13 protein-coding genes, 6 tRNA genes and 3 rRNA genes are annotated in these 23,676 nt (G+C 50.6%); 8 read left to right on the top strand and 14 right to left on the bottom strand.

All coding sequences use genetic code 11. The annotated features are described in order from the left end of the window. Nucleotides 1-83 precede the first annotated feature (83 nt). The 3 genes from E8E00_RS00185 to E8E00_RS00175 all read right to left on the bottom strand — a co-directional run bounded on the left by E8E00_RS00185 (nucleotide 84) and on the right by E8E00_RS00175 (nucleotide 372). A tRNA-Pro gene (locus E8E00_RS00185) sits at nucleotides 84-160 on the bottom strand. 25 nt (nucleotides 161-185) lie between these two features. Next, nucleotides 186-261 (bottom strand) — tRNA-His (locus E8E00_RS00180). A 34-nt stretch (nucleotides 262-295) separates the two neighbouring features. Further along, a tRNA-Arg gene (locus E8E00_RS00175) sits at nucleotides 296-372 on the bottom strand. Nucleotides 373-694: 322 nt separating this feature from the next. Between E8E00_RS00175 and E8E00_RS00170 the strand changes: the two genes are divergently transcribed. Further along, nucleotides 695-1,129, top strand: coding sequence for a cytochrome c5 family protein (locus E8E00_RS00170; RefSeq protein WP_069590326.1), 435 nt, complete (start codon nucleotides 695-697; stop codon nucleotides 1,127-1,129). A 55-nt stretch (nucleotides 1,130-1,184) separates the two neighbouring features. Here the strand turns inward: E8E00_RS00170 and rep are convergent, their stop codons facing one another. Next, nucleotides 1,185-3,206 (bottom strand): DNA helicase Rep, encoded by a 2,022-nt coding sequence (gene rep / locus E8E00_RS00165; RefSeq protein ID WP_069590328.1) that lies wholly within the window; start codon nucleotides 3,204-3,206, stop codon nucleotides 1,185-1,187. A gap of 129 nt (nucleotides 3,207-3,335) precedes the next feature. On the opposite strand from rep, the gene E8E00_RS00160 reads away from it, so the two are divergent. The 4 genes from E8E00_RS00160 to E8E00_RS00145 all read left to right on the top strand — a co-directional run bounded on the left by E8E00_RS00160 (nucleotide 3,336) and on the right by E8E00_RS00145 (nucleotide 8,521). After that, complete coding sequence (locus E8E00_RS00160; RefSeq protein WP_240531913.1) at nucleotides 3,336-3,935, top strand: TetR/AcrR family transcriptional regulator; 600 nt, start codon at nucleotides 3,336-3,338, stop codon at nucleotides 3,933-3,935. A gap of 21 nt (nucleotides 3,936-3,956) precedes the next feature. Beyond that, complete coding sequence (locus E8E00_RS00155; protein WP_069590331.1) at nucleotides 3,957-5,063, top strand: efflux RND transporter periplasmic adaptor subunit; 1,107 nt, start codon at nucleotides 3,957-3,959, stop codon at nucleotides 5,061-5,063. 12 nt (nucleotides 5,064-5,075) lie between these two features. Continuing rightward, the gene (locus E8E00_RS00150; RefSeq protein WP_069590333.1) at nucleotides 5,076-8,168 is read left to right on the top strand and encodes a multidrug efflux RND transporter permease subunit; all 3,093 of its coding nucleotides are present in this window, start codon (nucleotides 5,076-5,078) and stop codon (nucleotides 8,166-8,168) included. 92 nt (nucleotides 8,169-8,260) lie between these two features. Next, nucleotides 8,261-8,521 (top strand): accessory factor UbiK family protein, encoded by a 261-nt coding sequence (locus E8E00_RS00145; RefSeq protein WP_069590334.1) that lies wholly within the window; start codon nucleotides 8,261-8,263, stop codon nucleotides 8,519-8,521. A 55-nt stretch (nucleotides 8,522-8,576) separates the two neighbouring features. Here E8E00_RS00145 and ilvC read toward each other — a convergent pair whose 3' ends face one another. Beyond that, the gene (gene ilvC / locus E8E00_RS00140) at nucleotides 8,577-10,064 is read right to left on the bottom strand and encodes a ketol-acid reductoisomerase (protein ID WP_096630281.1); all 1,488 of its coding nucleotides are present in this window, start codon (nucleotides 10,062-10,064) and stop codon (nucleotides 8,577-8,579) included. Between the two features lie 131 nt (nucleotides 10,065-10,195). Between ilvC and ilvY the strand changes: the two genes are divergently transcribed. Further along, complete coding sequence (gene ilvY / locus E8E00_RS00135) at nucleotides 10,196-11,059, top strand: HTH-type transcriptional activator IlvY (protein WP_069590338.1); 864 nt, start codon at nucleotides 10,196-10,198, stop codon at nucleotides 11,057-11,059. Nucleotides 11,060-11,241: 182 nt separating this feature from the next. Here ilvY and E8E00_RS00130 read toward each other — a convergent pair. The 9 genes from E8E00_RS00130 to E8E00_RS00090 all read right to left on the bottom strand — a co-directional run bounded on the left by E8E00_RS00130 (nucleotide 11,242) and on the right by E8E00_RS00090 (nucleotide 20,053). Further along, a tRNA-Asp gene (locus E8E00_RS00130) sits at nucleotides 11,242-11,318 on the bottom strand. 205 nt (nucleotides 11,319-11,523) lie between these two features. Next, a 5S ribosomal RNA gene (gene rrf / locus E8E00_RS00125) occupies nucleotides 11,524-11,639 on the bottom strand. Nucleotides 11,640-11,758: 119 nt separating this feature from the next. After that, nucleotides 11,759-14,646, bottom strand: a 23S ribosomal RNA gene (locus E8E00_RS00120). Between the two features lie 311 nt (nucleotides 14,647-14,957). Beyond that, a tRNA-Ala gene (locus E8E00_RS00115) sits at nucleotides 14,958-15,033 on the bottom strand. Between the two features lie 39 nt (nucleotides 15,034-15,072). Continuing rightward, nucleotides 15,073-15,149: transfer RNA gene (locus E8E00_RS00110), tRNA-Ile, on the bottom strand. 71 nt (nucleotides 15,150-15,220) lie between these two features. Then, nucleotides 15,221-16,775: ribosomal RNA gene (locus tag E8E00_RS00105) — 16S ribosomal RNA — on the bottom strand. Together the 16S, 23S and 5S rRNA genes with 3 tRNA genes alongside form the textbook arrangement of a ribosomal RNA operon. Nucleotides 16,776-17,322: 547 nt before the next feature. Next, nucleotides 17,323-17,868 carry a menaquinone-dependent protoporphyrinogen IX dehydrogenase gene (hemG, locus tag E8E00_RS00100; RefSeq protein WP_096630284.1) on the bottom strand — a complete coding sequence of 182 codons (546 nt, stop codon included), beginning with the start codon at nucleotides 17,866-17,868 and terminating at the stop codon, nucleotides 17,323-17,325. Nucleotides 17,869-17,889: 21 nt separating this feature from the next. After that, complete coding sequence (locus E8E00_RS00095) at nucleotides 17,890-19,347, bottom strand: TrkH family potassium uptake protein (protein WP_077640547.1); 1,458 nt, start codon at nucleotides 19,345-19,347, stop codon at nucleotides 17,890-17,892. A 67-nt stretch (nucleotides 19,348-19,414) separates the two neighbouring features. Continuing rightward, nucleotides 19,415-20,053 (bottom strand): YigZ family protein, encoded by a 639-nt coding sequence (locus E8E00_RS00090; protein ID WP_096630286.1) that lies wholly within the window; start codon nucleotides 20,051-20,053, stop codon nucleotides 19,415-19,417. Between the two features lie 209 nt (nucleotides 20,054-20,262). On the opposite strand from E8E00_RS00090, the gene fadB reads away from it, so the two are divergent. Both fadB and fadA read left to right on the top strand, forming a co-directional pair. Continuing rightward, nucleotides 20,263-22,440, top strand: a complete 2,178-nt coding sequence (gene fadB, locus E8E00_RS00085) for a fatty acid oxidation complex subunit alpha FadB (protein ID WP_096630289.1) — start codon at nucleotides 20,263-20,265, stop codon at nucleotides 22,438-22,440. Nucleotides 22,441-22,456: 16 nt separating this feature from the next. Further along, nucleotides 22,457-23,620 carry an acetyl-CoA C-acyltransferase FadA gene (fadA, locus tag E8E00_RS00080; RefSeq protein WP_077458051.1) on the top strand — a complete coding sequence of 388 codons (1,164 nt, stop codon included), beginning with the start codon at nucleotides 22,457-22,459 and terminating at the stop codon, nucleotides 23,618-23,620. The last annotated feature ends 56 nt before the right edge of the window (nucleotides 23,621-23,676 follow it).

The raw sequence follows: 23,676 nt of genomic DNA, 5'->3' as shown, positions 1-23,676 counted from the left end.
AGGCATCAACACAGACACATCTATCATGATAAGCAGACCTAAAAACGAAAAAACCCCAGCCGTTAGGCTAGGGTTTGTAATAGTGGTCGGTGAAGAGGGATTCGAACCCCCGACCCTCTGGTCCCAAACCAGATGCGCTACCAAACTGCGCTATTCACCGACATTTTCGCTTTCAGCGAGAATAATGGGGTGGCTGACGGGACTTGAACCCGCGACAACTGGAATCACAATCCAGGGCTCTACCAACTGAGCTACAGCCACCACTGATTTTTTGCCATCTATTTCTATCCCGGAATGGCGCGCCCGACAGGATTTGAACCTGTGACCTTTGGCTCCGGAGGCCAACGCTCTATCCAACTGAGCTACGGGCGCTTGCCCCGTTGGCGGTGACGAATATTACGGATATCGCTACCAGCCGTCTAGCACTTTTTTTAATTTTTTTACTGACTGGTCTCTTTTTGGACAAATTGCGTAGAAATCGTCAGTTAGGTCTCTACTATAACGGTTTAACGTAACAATCTAAAGCGCTATAATCACCTAATCTTTACACGGGGTTAACCTACCCTGTTTGGGTGAGCCCGTAGAGAAATATGAATGTCGCGGCCGAATCACGTCTTCATTGATTCACCCTTTGAGGTTGGCGACAAAATAAGACGAAAAAGGCGTAAGCCACCAGTAATGTGGGAGTGTCATTGTGAGCGCAAAGGGAAAGAGTCTACGTCATATCATGGTTGCCTCTGTGGCTGCCTTCATGTTTGCTTCAGCCGCACAGGCGCTTGAAGTCTCAGAGAGTGAAAAATCCGCCATTGCCGAGCGCATTGCCCCGGTTGGTGATGTATACCTTGACGGTCAAGCCCCGGTCGAAACGGCTGCCGCTGAACCGACGGGTCCGCGTACCGGCGATCAGGTTTATAATACCTACTGCACTGCGTGTCACAGCACAGGCGCAGCAGGCGCACCAAAAACCGGTGACGCCGCCGCTTGGGGGCCTCGTGTCGACAAAGGCATGGAAACCCTCACCAAACACGCTATCAACGGCTTTAATGCGATGCCTGCCAAAGGCACCTGTATGGACTGCTCTGACGACGAGATCGTTGCCGCGATTGAGCACATGCTAGACGCGCTCTAAGACGGAATGGTTGTTGCGTTCGATTGAGTGATAAGAGGCGCCGTATCAACGGCGCTTATTTATTTTGGTTTAACATCGCTTTTAGGTTCGCGATCGCGGCTTGTCCCTTCTCCATGCGCTCTTGTTGTGAAACGGGCTTTTTATTCATCTCCCATTCCACATCCTCGAACGGCAATTCGTCGAGAAAACGGCTGTGCTGCGGCTTAATCAATTCGCCAAATTGGCGACGCTCTTTACAGACTACAAAAGTCAGCGCTTTTTGTGCCCGCGTGATCCCCACGTACGCCAAACGCCGCTCCTCATCGATATTGTCTTCGTCGATACTCGACTGGTGAGGCAACAAGCCTTCTTCCATACCAATCATATACACATAGGGAAATTCGAGCCCCTTAGACGCATGTAAGGTCATCAGCTGCACTTGATCAGCATCATCATCGTCTTCACCTCGCTCCATCATGTCGCGCAGCGTAAGGCGCTGAACCACTTCTCGTAAACTGCGCTCGGTGTTGTCCGGATTATCGCCCTCTAAATCAGCCACTATCCAGCTGTAGAGATCCGAGACATTTTTCATCCGCATTTCCGCCATTTTAGGGCTGGACGAGGTCTCATATAGCCAGTCTTCGTAATGGGTATCACGCAACAACGCTCGTACTGCGGCAACGGTATCGCCACGTTCAGCCTGATCGGACAATTCAACAATCCAACGTGTGAACGCCTGTAACGAGGCCAATCCTCGGCCCGACAAATGCTGCGTCAGTCCTAACTCGAAGCTCGCCGCAAACAAGCTTTTGCCTCGCTGGTTTGCGTAGCTACCCAGTTTTTCCAGTGTGACAGGGCCGATTTCGCGTCGCGGAGTATTCACAATACGTAAAAAGGCGTTGTCATCGTCTTGATTGGTCAGCAAGCGCAAATAAGCCATGATGTCTTTAATTTCTGCGCGAGCAAAAAAGGAGGTGCCGCCCGATATTTTGTACGGGATGCGGTTTTGCATCAGCGCTTTTTCGATGAGACGAGACTGATGATTTCCACGATAAAGGATGGCGTAGTCTTTATACTGGGTGCGTCCCAGAAAGCGATGGCCAATCAGCTCACCCACCACACGCTCGGCTTCATGCTCTTCATTTTTCGCCGTCAATACCTTTAGCATGTCCCCATCAGGTAATGCTGAGAAAAGCGTTTTTTCAAAAACATGCGGATTATTGGCAATCAAAATATTGGCGGCACGCAGTATACGGCTGGTTGAGCGGTAGTTTTGCTCCAATTTCACCACGTGCAAGCGCGGAAAGTCTTGCTGCAGGTAAACGAGATTTTTCGGCTGGGCGCCTCGCCATGAGTAAATCGACTGATCGTCATCCCCAACCACCGTAAAGCGCGCACGCTCGCCTACCAGCAGTTTTACTAACTGATACTGGCTGGTATTGGTATCTTGATACTCATCCACGAGCAGGTAACGAATGCGTGCTTGCCAGCGCTCCCTAACCGCTTGATTCTGACTAAGTAACGCCACCGGCATTAATATCAAGTCATCAAAATCCAACGCATTATACGCCCGCATTTGTTTTTGATAACGCGCATAGCAGGCAGCGAATAACTGATCGCGCTCACCTTGCGCCTGCGCCAGTGCCTCATCAGGCCCCAGCATCGCATTTTTCCAATTCGAGATGGTATGCACTAATTGACGCAGCAAGTCTTTATCATTATCCAGCTCATCTTCGGTCAAGGTTTTGAGCAAGGCCAATTGGTCTTGGTCATCAAAGAGCGAAAAGCCCGCCTTGAGCCCCAAGGTTTTATATTCTCGCCGAATGATATTCAGACCTAGGGTGTGGAAGGTTGACACCATCAGGCCACGCGACTCTTGCTTGCCGAGCGTTTGCGCGACACGTTCTTTCATTTCTCGCGCTGCTTTGTTGGTAAAGGTGACCGCCGCAATATGACGCGCTTTATACCCACACTGTTGAACCAAATAGGCGATTTTGTGGGTAATAACACGTGTTTTTCCTGAACCGGCTCCCGCTAAAACCAAGCAAGGGCCGGAAATATGGCGCACCGCATCGGACTGCGCGGGGTTAAGTTTCATGGTGACAACGCCTCTTTTTAACCTGAGTTGGCATTGTAGAGGGAAACACTCACATGTCTATCTTACGCGCGCTTGTCGCAAAGATTGACTACACTTTGCGCTTGTCACTCGCGCAAAAAACAGACTAAAATGAATGAACGTTCATTCACTATTGATACCATGCACAGTATGGATAAACGCACCCAAATTTTGTCGGCCACTGAACAACTCATTGCGACACGTGGGCTCGATAAAGTCTCGATGCAGCAAGTCGCCAAGCATGCTGGCGTAGCAGCTGGCACCATTTATCGCTATTTCGATGACAAGGATGACTTACTCCGTCAATTATCTGCACATCTGATGATGCAATGCGCGACAAACATTCAACATGGGGTTAAGGATGAACCAACGCTGCGCGACCAATTTGAACGCCTATGGCGCAATACTTGGCACATGATGTTACAGCGCGACCACCTCCTGTTATCACGTGATCAATTCGAAGCACTACCACGTGATGACCATGCACACACTCAGCAGGAACGCATCGCATTTGCTGACCTTTATCGGGTGATTCAACAAGGTAAAGACCAAAGGCTATTCAAACCCATGGACGATGACGTTTTGATCGCTCTCGGGCTAGAACCGGCGGTTTGTTTAGCTCGCAAACAGGTTCGGGGTGTTATAACCCTGAACGATGATGCTATCGCAGATGCAATTCGCGCTTGCTGGGATGCAATTTCTCTTCACTAACGACGTTCGGAGCTAACTTCGATGAAAAAATGGTTTTTTGTCATGCTGATCCTTGCACTGCTGCTGTTTGGCAGTGTGATTGGCTTTAACCTGTTCAAGCAGCAAAAGATAGCGGAATATATGGCAAATATGCCGGAACCAACCCATCCGGTGACGGCCGTGACGGTTGCTGCTGAGCCATGGACCCCCACCATCGACGCTATTGGTTTTATCGAGCCAAATCAAGGCATTACCCTAACCACGCAAATTGCAGGGGTGGTCGATGTGATCAATTTTGAATCAGGCCAAACCGTCAAGCGGGGTCAAAATTTGGTGGAACTTGACTCTAGTGTTGAAAAAGCCAACCTCGCCAGCACCCAAGCGCGCCTGCCTGCTGCGGAAGCGAAGTTTAAGCGCTACCAAGGTCTGTTTGCCAAAGGCTCCATCTCTAAAGAGGCACTCGATGAAGCCGAGGCGAATTATCGTTCGTTACAAGCGGATATCACGGCGCTGAAAGCCACCATCGCGCGTCGTAACCTCCAAGCGCCGTTTGATGGGGTCATTGGTCTGCGTAATGTCTTCATGGGTGAATATTTGCAGCCAGGTACCGATATTGCTCGTTTAGAAGACACCTCTGTCATGAAGCTTCGCTTTACCGTGCCACAAACGGACATTGCTAAAATCCGTCTCAGTCAGCCACTACGTATCACCGTTGATGCGTATCCAGAAATGGAGTTTATCGGCTCAATTAGTGCTATCGAGCCTGCCGTCAATAGTCAGAGCGGCCTGATTAAAGTAGAAGCCAACATTCCCAACAACGACGGGCAACTGCGCTCAGGGATGTTTGCGCGTGCAGACATCATTTTGCCCACTATTGAAGATCAAATCGTGATTGACCAAACCGCGATCAACTTCACTTTGTATGGCGAAAGTGTGTACGTGATCCGTGAAGAAGATGGCGAAAAGCGTGCTTATCAGCAAGTGCTTAAAGTGGGCGAGCGTCGTGGCCACCAAGTCCGAATCATTGATGGTCTCGCACCTGGCGATCTCGTGGTAACGTCCGGCCAAGTGCGCTTGAGCAACGGTTCAAAAGTGAAAATCGTCGAAAATGACGCTCTCACACCACCAGAACAATTACCTCAATTGTAAGACGAGGATGTGATGCGCTTTACTGATATTTTTATCCGGCGCCCAGTACTGGCAGCCTCAATCAGTATACTGATTGCGCTGCTAGGCTTGCAGTCGCTCTTTAAGATGCAAGTCAGGGAATACCCGGAAATGACCAATACCGTGGTCACCATCACAACCAGCTACTATGGTGCCAGTGCCGATTTGATTCAGGGGTTTATCACCACCCCACTCGAACAGGCCGTCGCCCAAGCTGACAATATTGACTTTATGACCTCAGAATCGGTGCTGGGGACCTCGACGATTACCGTCAACATGAAGCTAAACACGGATCCGAACGCGGCACTGGCGGATATTCTTGCCAAGGTCAATTCGGTGCGTGCACAGCTTCCGACTGAGGCAGAGGACCCCTCGGTATCGATGTCGACGGGTTCAACCACTGCGGTGATGTATATCGGCTTTACCTCACCGGAGCTCGATTCAAGTCAGATCACTGATTACCTCGAGCGCGTCGTGAAGCCTCAGCTGTTCACCGTGAACGGGGTGTCGAAAATCGACTTATACGGCGGGGTGAAATACGGTCTACGTGTTTGGCTGGATCCTCAGAAAATGGCCGGGTTTAACCTAACGGCCACGGATGTCATGTCGGTACTGAGTGCCAATAACTACCAGTCCGCCACCGGTCAAGCTATCGGAACCTATATGGTTTACAACGGTAGCGCCGACACCCAGGTGTCGACCCCAGAAGAGCTCAGTAACTTGGTGGTCGAGACCCAAGAGGGTCGCGTGGTGCGCCTTGGGGATATTGCCAAGGTCTCGCTAGAGAAAAGCCATGATCGCTTCCGCGCCATTGCGAATGGCTCAGAGGCAGTGGTCGCGGCGGTCAATGCAGCACCTACCGCCAACCCCATTGATATTGCCGAAGACGTGACTGCAATGCTCCCCGAAATCGAGCGCAACATGCCGGGCAATATCCAAATGAACGTACTGTATGACTCTACCAAAGCGATTAATGAGTCCATTCATGAGGTAGTAAAAACCATCATTGAAGCGGCCATTATCGTACTTGTGGTGATTACCTTGTTCTTGGGCTCATTCCGCGCCGTTATCATTCCTATCATCACCATTCCGTTGTCATTGATTGGTGTGGCCTTGGTCATGGAAATGATTGGTTTCTCGCTGAACTTGATGACGCTACTGGCGATGGTGTTGGCCATCGGCTTGGTGGTTGACGATGCAATCGTGGTCCTCGAAAACATCGACCGACATATCAAGCTGGGTGAATCGCCTTTCCGCGCGGCCATTATTGGTACGCGGGAGATTGCCGTGCCAGTTATCTCAATGACACTGACACTGGCGGCTGTGTATGCCCCTATCGCCATGATGGGCGGGATCACCGGCTCACTGTTTAAGGAGTTTGCGCTTACACTTGCCGGGGCCGTGTTTGTCTCGGGGATTGTGGCACTCACTCTCTCGCCAGTGATGTGTTCGTCGATGTTAAAAGCCCACGCAAAGCCAAGCCGTTTTGAATTGGCAGTCCACCGTTTCTTGGACGGTATGACAGAGCGCTATGCGGGCATGCTGGATAAGGTGATGCAACGTCGTCCGGTGATCTTGTCTTTCGCCGTGATCGTGTTTGCGTCCTTGCCGGTTCTGTTCAGCTTTATCCCCAGCGAGCTTGCGCCTTCGGAGGATAAAGGGGTGGTCGTGATGATGGGTACTGCTCCCTCGACCGCTAACTTGGATTACATCCAAAACACCATGGCAGAAGTGAACCAAAAGCTCGACGAACAACCAGAAGTGGCTTTCTCTCAGGTCTTCTCTGGCGTACCTAAGTCGAATCAAGCATTTGGTATTGCTTCTCTGGTGCCATGGAGTGAGCGTGAAGCCAGTCAGTCAGAAGTCGTGAAGCGCATGGCCGAGGAAGTGAAAGACATTCCGGGCATGAAAGTCACCACCTTTGAGATGCCAGAGCTCCCCGGCGCCTCGTCTGGCCTACCAATCCAATTCGTGGTGACGACACCGAATAACTTCGAAAGTCTCTATCAAGTGACGGCTGAGATCATGTCAGAGGTTCAATCTAGCCCGAATTTCGTCTATTCGGAGCTGAACCTTAACTTTGACTCGGCCACCATGAACATCAGCATTGATAAAGACAAGGCGGGTTCCTACGGCGTGACCATGCGAGACATCGGTGCCACCATTGGTACCATGATGGCGGATGGCTACGTGAATCGTATCGACTTTGATGGACGCTCTTATGAAGTGATCCCACAAGTTGAGCGTAAATATCGCCTCAACCCTGAGTCTATCGAAGGTTATTACGTACGCGCAGCAAATGGTGAGTCAATTCCACTCGGTTCGCTGATTGATATCGACATTACCGCAGAGCCACGTTCACTGCCGCACTTCAACCAATTGAATGCCGCCACAATCAGTGCAGTGGCAGCGCCTGGCGTAACCATGGGGACCGCCGTTGACTGGTTTGAAAGCAAAGCGGCAGAGTTGCCTAAAGGCTATCAACACGATTACCTCGGTGAATCTCGCCAATACGTCACAGAAGGTAGCGCACTCTATGCCACCTTCTTGTTCGCGCTGGCGATCATTTATTTGGTCCTTGCGATTCAGTTTGAATCCTTGCTCGACCCACTGGTGATCTTGGTCTCTGTACCGCTCGCCATTTGTGGTGCATTAATTGCACTCGCATGGGGGCTGTCGTCGATGAATATCTACTCGCAAGTCGGGTTGATCACCTTGATAGGTCTGATTACCAAACACGGTATTTTGATCTGTGAGGTGGCCAAAGAGCAGCAGCTGCATCATCAAGCCAGTCGGATGGATGCGGTCAAAGAAGCAGCTAAAATTCGCTTGCGTCCGATCTTAATGACCACTGCAGCAATGATTGCTGGTCTGATCCCTCTGATGTTCGCGACCGGCGCAGGTGCCGAGCAACGCTTTAGCATCGGGATTGTGATCGTGGCAGGTCTTGCTATCGGTACCTTGTTTACCCTATTCGTTTTGCCAGTGATTTACACCTATCTGGCCAGCAAACACAAACCACTGCCTGTGTTTGTCGAAGACGATGAGCTCGACAAGCTCGATAAAGACTATCACGCGTCACACTAATTAAAGGGCCTTCGGGCCCTTTCTCTTTTGTCATCTTTCGACAAGCTGTCCGTATTTACATAGAATAAAGGCAGTTAATGAAGGAGTATTCCATGTTTGACCCCAAAAAACTTGAGCAAGTGGCCAAGCAAATTCACGACGCCATGCCTCAGCCTGTCAAAGAGTTAGGCACGGATATGGAAAGCCGTGTGCGCCAAGCCATTCAAGGTCAGTTGACCAAGCTCGACGTGGTAAGCCGTGAAGAGTTTGATGTGCAGACTCAGGTGCTACTACGCACCCGTCAAAAGTTGACCGAGCTTGAAGCCAAACTCGCAGAGATGGAAAAAAAGCTCAACCAAGACACTGACGCCTAAATTCATCATTAAAAAAGCCTGACCACTGGCCAGGCTTTCATCTCATACTGTGTCGTTAGTGGTTATTAATTGCGATTTGCTTCATATCAGTCATATAGCCTCGCAATTCCTCACCGATATACTCAATCGGATGATTACGAATACGGTCATTAACCTCGATTAAGGTGGCGTTGTCGACCTGATTAGAGGCTTCTCCGAGTCCTTTACCAATCACATCAGCACCCACTGTTGGCATAAAGTGTTCGCGCAGCAGCGGTGTCGCGACGTTTGCAAATAAGTAGTTACCGTACTCAGCCGTATCTGAAATGACTACGTTCATTTCATAAAGACGCTTACGCGCGATGGTGTTGGCAATCAAAGGCAATTCATGCAATGACTCGTAATAGGCTGACTCTTCGATAATGCCGGATGACACCATCACTTCAAAAGCAAGCTCAACCCCTGCACGCACCATAGCAACCATCAAAATACCGTTATCAAAGAACTCTTGCTCACTGATGCTTACATTCGACTCGGGATAGTTTTCAAAAGCGGTCTGTGCCGTTTCTTCACGCCATGTGAACAGATCTTTATCGCCGTTTTCCCAATCGGCCATCATGGTCGCGGAGAAATGACCAGAAATGATGTCATCCATATGTTTGTTATAAAGAGGACGCATCAGTTCTTTAAGCGACTCCGACAATTCAAAGGCTTTGATTTTCGCTGGGTTGGACAAGCGATCCATCATATGGGTGATGCCACCGAACTTCAGCGCTTCCGTAATGGTTTCCCAGCCATACTGAATAAGCTTACCCGCATAACCTGGCTCAACACCCTCTGCAATCATTTTCTCGTAGCAAACGATGGATCCGGCCTGCAGCATGCCACACAAAATAGTTTGCTCACCCATCAGATCGGATTTCACTTCTGCTACAAATGAGGAGGCGAGTACGCCAGCACGGTGACCACCGGTTGCAGCGGCCCATGCTTTCGCAATCTCAAAGCCTTCACCTTTAGGATCATTTTCTGGGTGAACGGCAATCAGTGTCGGAACACCAAAGCCGCGTTTGTATTCTTCACGCACCTCGGTACCTGGGCACTTTGGCGCAACCATAACCACAGTAATGTCTTCACGAATACGCTGACCGACTTCGACAATATTAAAGCCATGTGAGTAGCCGAGCGCGGCGCCCTCTTTCATCAGTGGCATTACAGTTTCAACCACGTTGGAGTGCTGTTTATCTGGCGTAAGGTTAATCACCAAGTCTGCCTGTGGGATCAAATCTTGATAGCTACCCACTTCAAATCCATTTTCGACCGCGTTTTGATAAGAAGGACGCTTTTCATCAATGGCAGCCTGACGTAGTGCATAAGCCACATCAAGACCCGAGTCACGCATGTTTAAGCCTTGGTTGAGCCCTTGTGCACCACAGCCCACAATCACCACTTTTTTACCTTTGAGAAATTCGGCCTCGGTGGCAAATTCATCACGATCCATAAATCGGCATACGCCTAATTGTTCCAATTGTTGACGTAAATTCAGGGTATTAAAGTAGTTCGCCATGGGGTGCTCCATTGATTCAAATCCGTGATTGGGTGTGTTTTCACCGCGTATTTTTGATACTACCCTAACCACTATATTGCCTAAAGTGATATATTCACAACATAACATTGCAGTTACAGCAACAATAAATTATGAATGCAAAGCAACTCACAGGCTTTCTCCACCTCTGTGACACCAAAAGCTATACCCGAGCCGCACAAGCAATGCACGTCAGCCCTTCTGCGCTGAGCCGAATCATCCAACGTCTCGAAGAAGATATTGGTCAGCCGCTGTTTATTCGCACCAATAAAGCGGTCGATCTCACCCCAGCAGGTAAAACGCTGCTTCCCGTCGCACGCGATATCCTGCAGCTTTGGCACACCACGAAGGCCAGTATCAATGAACATGCCTCTTTGCTCGGCGGCAAGCTCACGCTCTTTTGTTCAGTCACGGCAAGCTATAGCCATTTACCTGAGCTCCTCGCGCGATTTCGTCAACAATACCCAAATATCGAGCTACAACTGCTGACCGGCGACCCCGCTCAAGCAGAAGAGAAAGTGCAAGATAATAGTGCCGACATTGCTATTGCCGCTAAACCCAAGCGCTTGTCATCTAGTTTGGTGTTTCAACCGATTGATACAGTCAGTTTGTCGGTTATCGCGCCAGCAATGGCCAGCAGTGGCATTGATCTACAAGCCATTGACTGGCAACACACACCGTTAATCTTGCCCGAAGCAGGAACAGCGCGCGAACTCGCTGATCAATGGTTGACCAGTAAAGGTATCGAGCCAAACGTCTACGCACAAATAGCAGGCCACGAGGCGATTGTCAGTATGGTGGCATTAGGCTGTGGTATTGGTGTGGCGCCGGACGTGGTGATTGATAACAGCCCCGTAAAAGATAAGGTTGAGCGCTTACGCCAAGAAATTGTGCAACCTCTCGAGCTGGGCCTTTGTTGTAAAGCTTCCCGCGCAAAAGAGCCTTTACTCAACGCCCTACTCGATGTCATGCGATAAACACAAAAAGCCCCAACACAATGATGCAGGGGCTTAAACGCAAAAAACCCCAGCTTTTCAGCTGGAGTTTCTAAGTAGTGGCGGAGGGCCGGGGTTGCGGGCAACCGGGACTCATTCGCCCGCAGGGCGAACCTGGCCAATAACAAAAAAACCCTACTAAAACTAGTAGGGCTTCTAAGTAGTGGCGGAGTGGACGGGACTCGAACCCGCGACCCCCGGCGTGACAGGCCGGTATTCTAACCAACTGAACTACCACTCCGCACCAATTCTGTCTCATCAAAGTCTTACGCATATCTGCTTTGATGCTTAAATTGTGTCTAATTAAAGTCCTACATGTAGCTGCTTTAATTAGGTTATCTTATTTGATGCGATGAGGATGTTGAATCGAGACGCGCAGTGTATGCCAATACATGAGCATCGCAGATATCAACAGCATCGAGCTATCAATAAGATAAGCAATTAAAGCCTGGCGATGTCCTACTCTCACATGGGGAGACCCCACACTACCATCGGCGCTGCTTCGTTTCACTACTGAGTTCGGCATGGAGTCAGGTGGGTCCAAAGCGCTATGGTCACCAAGCAAAATTTTGTGTGTCTTCACTTTTCTAAAAGTGAAAACCATCAACCTAGAAAGCTGTTCGTTCTCGCCACAATCAACTGGCTTATTTCAAGTCCAACCCAAAACCTCTTGGGTGTTGTATGGTTAAGCCTCACGGGCAATTAGTACAGGTTAGCTCAACGCCTCACAGCGCTTACACACCCTGCCTATCAACGTCGTAGTCTACGACAACCCTTTAGAGAGCTCGAAGCTCTAGGGATGACTCATCTCGGGGCCAGCTTCGCGCTTAGATGCTTTCAGCGCTTATCTGTGCCGAACTTAGCTACCGGGCAATGCGTCTGGCGACACAACCCGAACACCAGCGGTTCGTCCACTCCGGTCCTCTCGTACTAGGAGCAGCTCCCCTCAATCATCCAACGCCCACGGCAGATAGGGACCGAACTGTCTCACGACGTTCTAAACCCAGCTCGCGTACCACTTTAAATGGCGAACAGCCATACCCTTGGGACCGACTTCAGCCCCAGGATGTGATGAGCCGACATCGAGGTGCCAAACACCGCCGTCGATATGAACTCTTGGGCGGTATCAGCCTGTTATCCCCGGAGTACCTTTTATCCGTTGAGCGATGGCCCTTCCATTCAGAACCACCGGATCACTATGACCTACTTTCGTACCTGCTCGAGCCGTCACTCTCGCAGTTAAGCGGGCTTATGCCATTGCACTAACCTCACGATGTCCGACCGTGATTAGCCCACCTTCGTGCTCCTCCGTTACGCTTTGGGAGGAGACCGCCCCAGTCAAACTACCCACCAGGCACTGTCCTCACCCCAGATAATGGGGCTAAGTTAGAACATCAAACATACAAGGGTGGTATTTCAAGGATGGCTCCACAGCAACTGGCGTCGCCGCTTCAAAGCCTCCCACCTATCCTACACATGTAGGCTCAATGTTCAGTGCCAAGCTGTAGTAAAGGTTCACGGGGTCTTTCCGTCTAGCCGCGGGTACACAGCATCTTCACTGCGATTTCAATTTCACTGAGTCTCGGGTGGAGACAGCGTGGCCATCATTACGCCATTCGTGCAGGTCGGAACTTACCCGACAAGGAATTTCGCTACCTTAGGACCGTTATAGTTACGGCCGCCGTTTACCGGGGCTTCGATCAATGGCTTCTCTTGCGATAACCACATCAATTAACCTTCCGGCACCGGGCAGGCGTCACACCGTATACGTCATCTTTCGATTTTGCACAGTGCTGTGTTTTTAATAAACAGTTGCAGCCACCTGGTATCTGCGACTGCCCATAGCTCCATCCGCAAGGGACTTCACCGCGGGCAGCGTACCTTCTCCCGAAGTTACGGTACCATTTTGCCTAGTTCCTTCACCCGAGTTCTCTCAAGCGCCTTGGTATTCTCTACCCGACCACCTGTGTCGGTTTGGAGTACGGTTGCTACTTACCTGAAGCTTAGAGGCTTTTCCCGGAAGCATGGCATCAATGACTTCACCACCTTGGTGGCTCGACATCGTGTCTCGGCCTTGATTTCCCGGATTTGCCTAAGAAATCAGCCTACGCACTTGAACCTGGACTACCATCGCCAGGCCCACCTAGCCTTCTCCGTCCCCCCATCGCAGTAAGCAGCAGTACGGGAATATTAACCCGTTTCCCATCGACTACGCCTTTCGGCCTCGCCTTAGGGGCCGACTTACCCTGCCCCGATTAACGTTGGACAGGAACCCTTGGTCTTCCGGCGAGGAGGTTTTTCACCCCCTTTATCGTTACTCATGTCAGCATTCGCACTTGTGATACCTCCAGCATGCCTCTCAGCACACCTTCAACAGCTTACACAACGCTCCCCTACCCAATACCCATAAGGACATTGCCGCAGCTTCGGTGTATCGCTTAGCCCCGTTACATCTTCCGCGCAGGCCGACTCGACCAGTGAGCTATTACGCTTTCTTTAAATGATGGCTGCTTCTAAGCCAACATCCTGGCTGTCTGAGCCTTCCCACATCGTTTCCCACTTAGCGATAACTTTGGGACCTTAGCTGGCGGTCTGGGTTGTTTCCCTCTCCACGACGGACGTTAGCACCCGCCGTGTGTCTCCCGGATAGTACTTACTGGTATTCGGAGTTTGCAAAGGGTTGGTAAGTCGGGATGACCCCCTAGCCTTAACAGTGCTCTACCCCCAGTAGTATTCGTCCGAGGCGCTACCTAAATAGCTTTCGGGGAGAACCAGCTATCTCCGAGTTTGATTGGCCTTTCACCCCTAGCCACAGGTCATCTCCTAACTTTTCAACGTTAGTGAGTTCGGTCCTCCAGTTGATGTTACTCAACCTTCAACCTGCCCATGGCTAGATCACTCGGTTTCGGGTCTAATGCTAGCAACTACACGCCCAGTTAAGACTCGGTTTCCCTACGGCTCCCCTATGCGGTTAACCTTGCTACTAACATTAAGTCGCTGACCCATTATACAAAAGGTACGCGGTCACCCCACAAAGGAGGCTCCCACTGCTTGTACGTAGACGGTTTCAGGTTCTATTTCACTCCCCTCACAGGGGTTCTTTTCGCCTTTCCCTCACGGTACTGGTTCACTATCGGTCAGTCAGGAGTATTTAGCCTTGGAGGATGGTCCCCCCATGTTCAGACAAGATATCACGTGTCCCGTCCTACTCGATTTCACGACTAAGGCGCTGTCGGTTACGGGGCTATCACCCTTTATTGCCAGGTTTTCCAACCTGTTCACCTAACGCCTAAGCCGCTTAAGGGCTGCTCCGGGTTCGCTCGCCGCTACTGCCGGAATCTCAATTGATTTCTTTTCCTTCGGGTACTTAGATGTTTCAGTTCCCCGAGTTCGCCTCTTAGCGCTATGTATTCACGCTAAGATACCTGCTTATGCAGGTGGGTTTCCCCATTCGGAAATCCCAGACTCAAATGGCTTTTACTGCCTTATCTGGGCTTATCGCAAGTTAATACGTCCTTCATCGCCTCTGACTGCCAAGGCATCCACCGTCTACGCTTAGTCACTTAACCATACAACCCCAAGAGGTTTTATTTACGGCGAGATTGTCTAAAAAAGAAATCTGCGTCGCAAAACCACTGAGTGTTGAATCATCAACTAATTAAGATTTTGTTTTTGCCGGACTCAAAATAGAGACTTTGCTTATCACTAAGACAAAGCCCAAGCACACTTGATTGTGTGAGTGACATTTCTGTCACTGATTGAGAACTTTACTGTCATTCTTTAAAGAATGACTTGTCAGCTTTCCAGATTGTTAAAGAGCATGGGTTTGCCATCAGGCAAGCCACTTTTTAAAGATTCTTAAGGAAAAACCTTTAAAGAGTGGTGGAGCTAAGCAGGATCGAACTGCTGACCTCCTGCGTGCAAAGCAGGCGCTCTCCCAGCTGAGCTATAGCCCCACATTGATATTGCTTTGACCAACACATTTGGGGATGTGTTGGTGGGTCTGAGTGGACTTGAACCACCGACCTCACCCTTATCAGGGGTGCGCTCTAACCACCTGAGCTACAGACCCATCATAAGCAATGATGCTCTCTTTAATTTTGACCGTGCAATCTGTGTGAACACTCGCAAGAATAGCGTCAGTAAGGAGGTGATCCAGCCCCAGGTTCCCCTAGGGCTACCTTGTTACGACTTCACCCCAGTCATGAACCACACCGTGGTAAACGCCCTCCCGAAGGTTAAGCTATCTACTTCTGGTGCAGCCCACTCCCATGGTGTGACGGGCGGTGTGTACAAGGCCCGGGAACGTATTCACCGCAGCATTCTGATCTGCGATTACTAGCGATTCCGACTTCATGGAGTCGAGTTGCAGACTCCAATCCGGACTACGACAAACTTTAAGGGATTCGCTTAACATCGCTGTCTCGCTGCCCTCTGTATCTGCCATTGTAGCACGTGTGTAGCCCTACTCGTAAGGGCCATGATGACTTGACGTCGTCCCCACCTTCCTCCGGTTTATCACCGGCAGTCTCCCTGGAGTTCCCACCATTATGTGCTGGCAAACAAGGATAAGGGTTGCGCTCGTTGCGGGACTTAACCCAACATTTCACAACACGAGCTGACGACAGCCATGCAGCACCTGTCTCAGCGCTCCCGAAGGCACTCCTCTATCTCTAAAGGATTCGCTGGATGTCAAGAGTAGGTAAGGTTCTTCGCGTTGCATCGAATTAAACCACATGCTCCACCGCTTGTGCGGGCCCCCGTCAATTCATTTGAGTTTTAACCTTGCGGCCGTACTCCCCAGGCGGTCTACTTAATGCGTTAGCTCCGAAAGCCAAAGTCTTAAACCTCAGCCTCCAAGTAGACATCGTTTACGGCGTGGACTACCAGGGTATCTAATCCTGTTTGCTACCCACGCTTTCGCATCTGAGCGTCAGTCTTTGTCCAGGGGGCCGCCTTCGCCACTGGTATTCCTTCAGATCTCTACGCATTTCACCGCTACACCTGAAATTCTACCCCCCTCTACAAGACTCTAGCCTGCCAGTTTCAAATGCGGTTCCGAGGTTGAGCCCCGGGCTTTCACATCTGACTTAACAAACCGCCTGCATGCGCTTTACGCCCAGTAATTCCGATTAACGCTCGCACCCTCCGTATTACCGCGGCTGCTGGCACGGAGTTAGCCGGTGCTTCTTCTGCAGCTAACGTCAAGCAATGCACGTATTAAGTACACTACCTTCCTCACTGCTGAAAGTGCTTTACAACCCGAAGGCCTTCTTCACACACGCGGCATGGCTGCATCAGGGTCTCCCCCATTGTGCAATATTCCCCACTGCTGCCTCCCGTAGGAGTCTGGGCCGTGTCTCAGTCCCAGTGTGGCTGATCATCCTCTCAAACCAGCTAAGGATCGTCGCCTTGGTAAGCCATTACCTTACCAACTAGCTAATCCTAACTGGGCCCATCCCAACGCGATAGCTTACATGTAGAGGCCACCTTTGGTCCGTAGACATTATGCGGTATTAGCCGTCGTTTCCAACGGTTATCCCCCTCGTCAGGGCAGGTTCCCAGCCGTTACTCACCCGTCCGCCGCTCGACGTCCAGTAAATCCACCGAAGCTTCAATACTGCCGTTTCCGCTCGACTTGCATGTGTTAGGCCTGCCGCCAGCGTTCAATCTGAGCCATGATCAAACTCTTCAATTAAAGTTTTTTCGAAACCGAAGTTTCAGCTCAATGAATACTGATTACTGTTTATCTCCGAAGAGAAAAACGAATTGACTGTGCCGAATAACTAAAAGTTATCGTTTGGTCACTCAGTTCATCGAATAAATCTTTTTGTCTATTCTCAACGAGTGCCCACACAGATTGCATAGGTCAAATTGTTAAAGAGCGTTGACTTTCGAAGCGTTGCTTCGCTCGGTCAGGGCTGCGTATATTACTCGCCTTTCCGATGAAGTCAAGAAGAAATTTTATCTTTTTGCTGATGCCAATCGGCGAAAACAAAACGTCTTCTTGACTCCCCTAACGCGTTGTCGGCGTTAAGTAGGTGGGCTATCTTAATCATTTAAAAACTGACGTCAAGCGTTTATTTTTATTTGATTTTTTTTGCCCCGACATGGCCGCTGAGCGCTTGCCCTGTGAGCCGTGTCGATGGAGGCGCATTATAGGGAAGTTGCTCACCTTGGCAAGAGGGAAAAGCGACTTTTTTTTAGAAAAAGCCGCTGTTCGGTCAAACAATCAACGTTATGGCCTAAAAGCGGGCAAATTGCTCGCTGAATTCCGCCACTTTACGCCAATCCGTGTATTCCACTTCCTTGGTGGTGTCCGTTTCCCCACCCGTAATATGCATGATAAAGCGAATCATCACTCGATCGAACCATTTATAGCGTGGGTAGTAGAGTGCGCCCGCAAACACGCCATGCAGTTCAGGGGTCCACGGTGACTTCTCGATAAACTTACGGCTATAAGCGCTGGTCTCTGGTGTGTCTTTGCCCGGTTTACGCGCAGTGAGATTGACACTAAAGAATGCAGCTTTCGCCACTTTGAGCTGATCAACATGCGTATTGATAAATTGGTACAGCTTTTTATTAAAGTGGCCATATCGGATAGACGCGCCAATCAGCACGCGATCATAATGACTGAGATCGACCTGAGGAAGCTGATGAATATCCTTTATCTCACACTCCGCCGACTCACCCAGCTGCTTCTCGATAAAATGCAGGATCTTCTTGGTCTGCCCTTCTCGGCTAGAGTGCAGTAGTAAGACCTTTTGCGTTGCATCCTGTTGCGCGCTCATGTTCTCTCCTTCCCCATTCGGCTAGCTGCGCCAGAATGTGGGCGTAAATAAAACCAATAACGTGAATATCTCTAAACGGCCAAAAAGCATCGCGAGGATCAAAACCCATTTGGCCGTATCATTAATATCACCAAAGTGAGCGGCCACTTCTCCGAGGCCCGGTCCTAAGTTATTGAGGGTCGCAGCAACCGCAGAAAAAGCGGTTAATTCTTCAATCCCCGTCGCAATTAAGGCCAACATGCAAATGACAAAGACCAGCGCGTAAGCCGAGAAGAAGCCCCATACGGCATCGACCACTTGTTGCCTTAGCGCCTTATTTCCGACTTTGATGGTATAGACCGCACGAGGGTGCACTAACCGTTTTAGCTCCCGTGTCCCTTGCAGAGAGAGCAGCAGAATACGGATCACCTTCATCCCGCCACCAGTTGAGCCAGCACAGCCACCAATAAACGATGAAAACAAGAGTAAGACTGGAAGGAACAACGGCCAATGGGCGAACGTCGTCGTGGTATAGCCAGCAGTGGTCGAGATAGAGACAGACTGAAACAAGGCTTGGGTTAATGTCTCTGTCGGACCGTCGTACACTTGGTGCCCGCTTAGCATGGTAAAGACCACCAGCCATAATAAGAACTGAATCACCAAAAAGGCGCGAAACTCAGGGTCACGGAGATAAAATTTAATGTTCAGACCATTATTGGCAAACGCGGCAAAATGCAACGAGAAATTACATGCAGAGATGAGCAGAAAGACAACCGTGATCAGGTTGATGGCGGTGCTATCAAAATGTCCAATACTGGCATCATGGGTCGAAAAGCCCCCAATCGCTACAGTCGAAAAACTGTGCCCGATCGCATCAAAGACTGACATACCTGCTAGCCAATAGGCCAACGCACAGCTCACGGTCAAGGTCAGATAAATGTACCAAAGCACCTTGGCTGTCTCGGCTATTCGCGGTGTCATCTTGGTATCTTTGACAGGACCAGGGATTTCTGCTCGATAAAGCTGCATTCCCCCGATGCCGAGCACAGGCAGAATTGCCACCGCTAACACAATGATCCCCATGCCGCCGAGCCATTGTAGCAATTGACGATAAAACAAAATCGCTTTGGGAAGCTCATCCAACCCCACAATCACGGTTGCACCCGTTGTGGTTAAGCCTGAAAAAGATTCAAAAAAGGCTTCGCTGACGGAGAGATCGGGTTGCTCCGAGAGTATCAAGGGTACCGCGCCCGCGCTGCCAATCACCGTCCAAAACAAGACCACAATCAAAAAGCCGTCACGCGCTTTTAGCTCATGTTTATTGCGACGGTTTGGAAACCACAGCAACCCACCGCCGGCAAGCAACAGAAAGAAGGTCAGTACGAAAGGATAACCTGCACCGTCTCGATATATAAACGCGACCAGCGCTGGTGCGAGCATAGTTATGCTGAACAGGGCCAGCAGGAGTCCGACGATGCGGGTGATGGAACGAAATTGCATAGCCTGACGTGGCCCTCTTATCGCCGACAGTATTCAACTGACGTCTCGTCGTTACACGTAAAGCAGGCTAGGTGCCTGACGTTGATTCATTTTCCAGCGGAGACACATGGGCCTGGCCGCGGGTCTGGTTTTTTAATGCTTCTAGAAAATCTGCGACAAATCGCGCGTCAATGCGCACAGTTAATCGCACATTATGACTGAATTCTGCATCAAGCTGAACGCCATGGTATTGCTTGAGTAAGGATTCAATTGTATCAATGTGAGCATATTCACAGCTTAAGACGTAAGGAACCGTGACAGCAATTTCTCGCGTTTCCATCATCATCAACGCTTGTTGCACACTACTTCCGTATGCTTTCACCAAGCCACCGGTACCCAGCTTTACCCCACCGAAGTATCGCACCACCACCGCACAAATTTCACCGACATTCGCACCGGAAAGCTGCGCGAGCATGGGCTTACCCGCCGTCCCGGCAGGTTCACCATCATCGCCACATCCCCACTGTACGGAGGATTCAGGCCGACCCGCGACGAATGCCCAACAATGATGACGTGCATCTGGATAGGTCTCACGGATAGATTGAATAAATTGTTTGGCGTCTTCTTCTCCTTGCGTATGAGCAAGGTAGGTAATGAAGCGACTTTTCTTTATCTCCTGCTCACAGCGGACTGTTTGAGCAGGAACCCGATAGGGAGTGATGGACATACACAGCTCGACCCAATACTTTTCCCCGTCAGTCTACCATAGCCCATCAGAGAATAACGCAGTGTAAAGCTTCTACTCACACCACATATTTTAAACATTCGTTTAACTTTTGGTTGTCATTTCTTATAACAATGATCCACACTAGGTCGCATCTGGTCTAACCAGAACACTCTTCAACCAGGATGGTACTGCCAACGTGGAGAACGACCATGATCTACCAAGGAGATAACCTTTCAGTTCGTGCATTGGATAACGGCATTGCAGAACTGACGCTGGACAGCCAAGGTTCTGTCAACAAACTGGATCTTGCAACGCTAGAAAGCTTAAACGAAGCGCTGGAAGCGCTTGCGGGCCAAGACATTAAAGGCTTATTACTCACCTCAGCCAAATCAGCCTTTATTGTAGGCGCGGATATCACAGAATTTCTCGGCCTGTTTGCCAAGCCAGATCAGGAACTGTCTGACTGGGTGGCACGTGCTAACGCTATTTTTAACCGCTTGGAAGACCTACCTTTCCCAACGATCAGTGCCATTAATGGCCATGCTCTTGGCGGTGGTTGTGAGTGCGTACTCGCCACTGACTTACGCGTGGCGAGCACTGACGCCCGTATCGGTCTACCCGAAACCAAACTCGGTATTATGCCGGGCTTTGGAGGGACCGTTCGTTTGCCACGTCTTGTCGGCGCAGATACCGCAATGGAGCTGATTACCGCAGGAAAAGACAAGCGCGCCAGTGCTGCGCTGAAAGAAGGACTGGTCGACGCGGTGGTAGAGAGCGACAAACTGCGTGATGCCGCGATAGCCATGCTTACTCAAGCCATTGAAGGCAAGATTGATTGGCAAACCCGCCGCCATCAAAAACAACAACCTTTAGCCCTTAATCGCACCGAAGCGGCGATGAGCTTTACCATGGCCAAAGGCATGGTCGCTCAGGTTGCTGGTAAGCATTATCCCGCTCCGATGGCGGCCGTTAAGGCGATAGAAGAAGCCGCAAGCCTTGGACGTGATGAGGCGCTTGAGGTTGAGAACCGTTACTTTGTTAAATTGGCCAAGACTGACGTTGCCAAAGCCCTTGTGGGCATTTTCCTCAATGACCAAGTCATTAAGGGCAATGCAAAGAAAGCAGCCAAACAAGGTAAAGATACGCAGCGTGGAGCTGTGCTCGGCGCAGGCATCATGGGCGGCGGTATCGCGTATCAATCCGCGCTGAAAGGCGTGCCGGTAATGATGAAAGACATCGCGCCTCAGTCATTGGAGCTGGGCATGACGGAAGCGACCAAGTTGTTGAATAAGCAACTTAGCCGCGGTCGCATTGATGGCTTTAAAATGGGCCAAGTGCTGTCATCAATCACTCCAAGCCTCCACTATGCGGGCATTGAGCACAGCGATGTCGTGGTCGAGGCTGTGGTCGAGAACCCGAAAATCAAAGCGAGCGTACTCAAAGAAGTGGAAGCGCTAGTCAGTGACGATACGGTGATTGCCTCTAATACCTCCACCATTCCAATTAACACCCTCGCCAAGTCTTTGGCCCGCCCAGAAAACTTCTGTGGCATGCACTTCTTTAACCCGGTTCATCGCATGCCATTAGTGGAAGTGATTCGTGGCGAGAAAACCTCTGATGAAACCATCGCGCGCGTGGTGGCTTATGCCGCCAAGATGGGTAAATCGCCCGTGGTCGTCAACGACTGCCCCGGCTTTTTCGTCAACCGCGTATTGTTCCCCTACTTCCATGCCTTTAGCTTGCTACTGCGTGACGGAGTGGACTTCCAGCGCATTGACAAAATCATGGAAAAACAATTTGGCTGGCCTATGGGCCCTGCTTATCTGCTTGATGTGGTTGGTATCGATACCGCACATCATGCTCAGGCAGTGATGGCAGAAGGCTTCCCAGACCGTATGAGTAAATCTGGCCGTGATGCCATTGATGTGATGTATGAGGCCGAGCGCTTTGGTCAGAAAAATGGCAAAGGCTTCTATCGCTACACCACAGACAAAAAAGGCAAGCCGAAAAAAGAAGCCGATGAAGCAGTCCCTGCGTTGCTCGCCCCCGTGATTGAAGGTGGTCAAGCAGAGATCAGTGACGAGGATATTATCGCTCGTATGATGGTGCCGATGATCAACGAAGTCGCCCGCTGCTTGGAAGAAAACATCATTGCCTCTCCGGCAGAAGCAGACATTGCTTTGGTTTACGGTATCGGCTTCCCTCCATTCCGAGGCGGTGCTTTCCGCTACGTGGATACCTTGGGTGTCGAAAACTATGTCGCCATGGCAGAAAAGTTGGCGGATCTCGGTGCCTTGTATCACGTCCCCGCTGATATGAAACGTCGAGCTGGCGACAAACAGGCTTATTTTGATGTTACACCGGTCAACGCACCGCAATCAGCCTAAGTTTAAGGAGAGAACAATGAACAATGTAGTGATCGTTGACTGTATCCGTACCCCCATGGGCCGTTCGAAAGGCGGTGTATTTCGCAACGTCCGCGCTGAAGATCTATCCGCGCATCTGATGAAATCTCTGCTGGCACGCAACCCTGCGGTAGAAAGCACCAGCATCGAAGACATCTACTGGGGCTGTGTCCAGCAAACGCTCGAGCAAGGTTTTAATATTGCCCGTAATGCAGCACTCCTTGCTGGCATTCCACATAGCGTGGGTGCAACCACCGTCAACCGCCTGTGTGGCTCGTCGATGCAGGCTCTCCATGACGCCGCCCGTGCCATTATGGTTGGCGATGGCGATACCTTTTTAATTGGTGGTGTGGAGCACATGGGCCATGTTCCCATGAACCATGGCGTCGACTTCCACCCAGGGCTGTCAAAATCCGTCGCCAAAGCCGCCGGTATGATGGGACTGACCGCAGAAATGCTTGGCCGTATGCACGGCATTAGCCGTGAAATGCAAGATGAGTTTGCGGCACGCTCCCATGCCCGTGCGCACGCCGCTACCGTTGAAGGCCGCTTTAAAGACGAGATCGCGCCGATTGAAGGCCACGATGCCGATGGCCTGCTCACCTTGGTGGAAAATGATGAAGTGATTCGTCCAGAGACCACCGTAGAGAGCCTCGCCGGTTTGCGTCCCGCCTTTGATCCGGCAAACGGCACAGTGACAGCAGGTACTTCATCGGCCCTTTCCGATGGTGCGGCAGCAATGCTAGTGATGAGCGAAGAGAAAGCCAAAGCACTAGGCCTGCCAATTCGTGCTCGCATCCGCGCGATGGGCGTTGCAGGTTGTGACCCATCCATCATGGGCTATGGCCCGGTCCCAGCGACCAAAAAAGCGCTCAAACGTGCGGGCCTAAGCATCGATGACATTGACTTGGTCGAACTGAATGAGGCATTTGCTGCCCAGTCTTTGCCTTGTGTGAAAGATCTCGGCCTGATGGATAAAATGGATGAAAAGGTTAACCTCAATGGAGGTGCCATTGCGTTAGGACATCCATTAGGGTGTTCAGGCGCACGCATCTCGACCACCTTGTTACATCAAATGGAGCGTCAAGATGCGACAATAGGCTTGGCAACCATGTGTATTGGCTTAGGCCAAGGGATTGCCACCGTGTTCGAGCGCGTGTAATGCCTTCCTTGTGACCATGAAAGAGCGGTGTTTACCGCTCTTTTTTTTAGGTTGCG

Origin of the sequence: Salinivibrio sp. YCSC6 (assembly GCF_004916735.1) — a bacterium.
Lineage (GTDB): Bacteria > Pseudomonadota > Gammaproteobacteria > Enterobacterales > Vibrionaceae > Salinivibrio > Salinivibrio proteolyticus.
Note: the sequence above shows the minus strand (reverse complement) of the source record. Positions and strands in the feature narration are given on the sequence as shown.